Origin of the sequence: Desulfobulbus elongatus DSM 2908 (assembly GCF_000621145.1) — a bacterium.
Taxonomy (GTDB): Bacteria; Desulfobacterota; Desulfobulbia; order Desulfobulbales; family Desulfobulbaceae; genus Desulfobulbus; species Desulfobulbus elongatus.
Genome location: NZ_JHZB01000083.1, coordinates 1 through 2,129 on the forward strand (window position 1 = coordinate 1; position 2,129 = coordinate 2,129).

At 54.3% G+C, this 2,129-nt stretch carries 1 protein-coding gene and 1 pseudogene; both read left to right on the forward strand.

The window, feature by feature from the left end; all coding sequences use genetic code 11:
* Positions 1-180 precede the first annotated feature (180 nt).
* Positions 181-1,217 (forward strand): annotated as a pseudogene (gene istA / locus Q362_RS21655) (IS21 family transposase).
* The gene (gene istB / locus Q362_RS0117675) at positions 1,211-2,002 is read left to right on the forward strand and encodes an IS21-like element helper ATPase IstB (protein WP_028319695.1); all 792 of its coding nucleotides are present in this window, start codon (positions 1,211-1,213) and stop codon (positions 2,000-2,002) included. The pseudogene istA and the gene istB overlap by 7 nt, the downstream one beginning before the upstream one ends.
* The last annotated feature ends 127 nt before the right edge of the window (positions 2,003-2,129 follow it).

The following is a 2,129-nucleotide window of genomic DNA, read 5'->3' on the forward strand; positions in this document are numbered from 1 at the left end:
AAATCCGCATCTTCGAGGAACCAGGACAGGGGTTCCCTGTAGCATTCCGACTTTTGGTTGTTTTTTCTCAGTTTGCCATCATCAGCTCTGAGTGCTGTTAGCGGCAAAATGGAAATGACCCACATCGGCAACTAAAAACTGACCCACTTTTCCAGTAAACTGCCGACCCAGGAGGTCGGCATGAAGACACAGGAAGAGTGTATGGAAATCAGGATACTGAGCAGGCAAGGGAAAGGGATACGTGAGATATCCCGGATGATGGGGATTTCTCGGAATACGGTTCGTAAATATATGCGATCCGCCATGAATGAACCGGTCAATAAGGCCATAGGAAAGAAACGGGGCAGCAAGCTCGACCCGTTCCATGGGTACCTGGAGCAACGGATTGCGTCAGCTTTGCCGCATCGACTGCCAGCGCCGGTTCTGTGTCGAGAGCTTCAGGCGATGGGGTATAAGGGCAGTGAGCGGTTGTTGCGATTGCATATCAGCCGGCTGATCCCGATCAAACCTCCAGAGCCAGTGGTTCGTTTCGAGACGGAACCTGGTCGGCAGATGCAGGTGGATTGGTGTGTGTTTCGTCGAGGTCGGGACCCGTTGTCAGCCTTTGTGGCGACCTTGGGCTACAGTAGGGCGACATTTGTGCAGTTTGTCACCAGTGAGCGATTCGAGGTACTGCGGGAGTGCCATGAAGCGGCGTTCGCCTTTTTCGGTGGGATTCCCCACGAGGTGCTCTACGACAACATGAAGACAGTGGTGGTGGAGCGGAACGCTTACGGCGAGGGACAACACCGGTTCCATCAAGGATTGTGGGACATAGCCCGCCACTTCGGCTTCGTGCCCCGATTGTGCCCCAACCATACCGGGCAAAGACCAAGGGGAAGGTTGAGCGGTTCAACCGGTATTTGCGGTACAGTTTTTTCATTCCCTTGCAATCGCGGCTGTCGCAGGCGGGGCTGCAGGTTAACGCGGCAACGGCGAATACGGAAGTGCTGAAATGGCTGGCCGAGGTGGCCAACTGCCGGGTGCACGGTGAGACCGGCAAGCGGCCCGATGAGCAACTGATCATCGAACGCAGCTTGCTGCAGCCTCTGCCGACACGATTGGCGGTGGTCAACAACGCGGTAGTAGTAGATTCGTCACCCTCATGGCCTGTTGAACAGTTGCAGCGGTCTCCCCAAGTGTATGAAGCCCTGTTTCTGGAGGAAGCACCATGCTGAGCCAACATGAACGCATCCAGACACTGTGCGAACAACTGAAAGTGCAAGCCATCCAGGGATGCTACGCTGACCTGGCCGAGACGGCGGCAACCAATGAGACCAGCTATATCGATTACCTGGAAGAAATCCTCAAGGCGGAACACGCTATGCGACAGGGGCGATCACGTCACACGCTGGCCAAGCTGGCCGGATTCCCTGCCATCAAGACGCTTGAGGATTTTGATTTCGATTTTGCCACCGGCGCCCCACGGCAGCGGTTGTTGGATCTGTCCGGCCTGGCTTTCCTGGAACGGAAGGAGAATGTGATTCTTCTGGGGCCGAGCGGCACCGGCAAAACGCATCTGGCAATCGCTTTGGGCTACCGTGTGACGCAAAGCGGTGCAAAAGTCCGATTCATCTCGGCGGCCGATCTTATGCTGCACCTGGAGAGCGCGCAGCGTCAGGGCCGCTACAAAGAGGTTCTGCGGAGAAGCGTGCTTGGCCTGAGTCTGTTGATCATTGACGAGATCGGTTATCTGCCGTTCAGCGACACTCAGGCCAATCTCTTTTTCCAAGTGATTGCCAAACGGTATGAATCCGGCTCGGTGATTCTGACCTCTAACTTGAGCTTTGGTGAATGGGAGCAAGCCTTCGGCGGCAATACCGCCCTGACTTCGGCTATGCTCGACAGGCTGTTACATCATGCCCATGTCATCCAGATCAGGGGCGACAGTTATCGACTCAAGGAGAAACGAAAAGCCGGTGTTCTTGGTCAGCAATTGAATGCGGTACAAATAGAAAATTGAACAGGCGGTAGGTCAATTTCTGTTTGCTGATTACTTAGTGATTATCTATAAATAACTATGACCTTGTTCAGGACAATCATGGCGGCTGCCAATGTGTTGAGTGCAATGTACGAGAGATCTGTCTTCT

What these genes read in the sequence shown, in the direction of transcription:
- istB (WP_028319695.1), top strand. Translation starts at nt 1,211, where the DNA reads ATGCTGAGCCAACATGAACGCATCCAGACACTGTGCGAACAACTGAAA.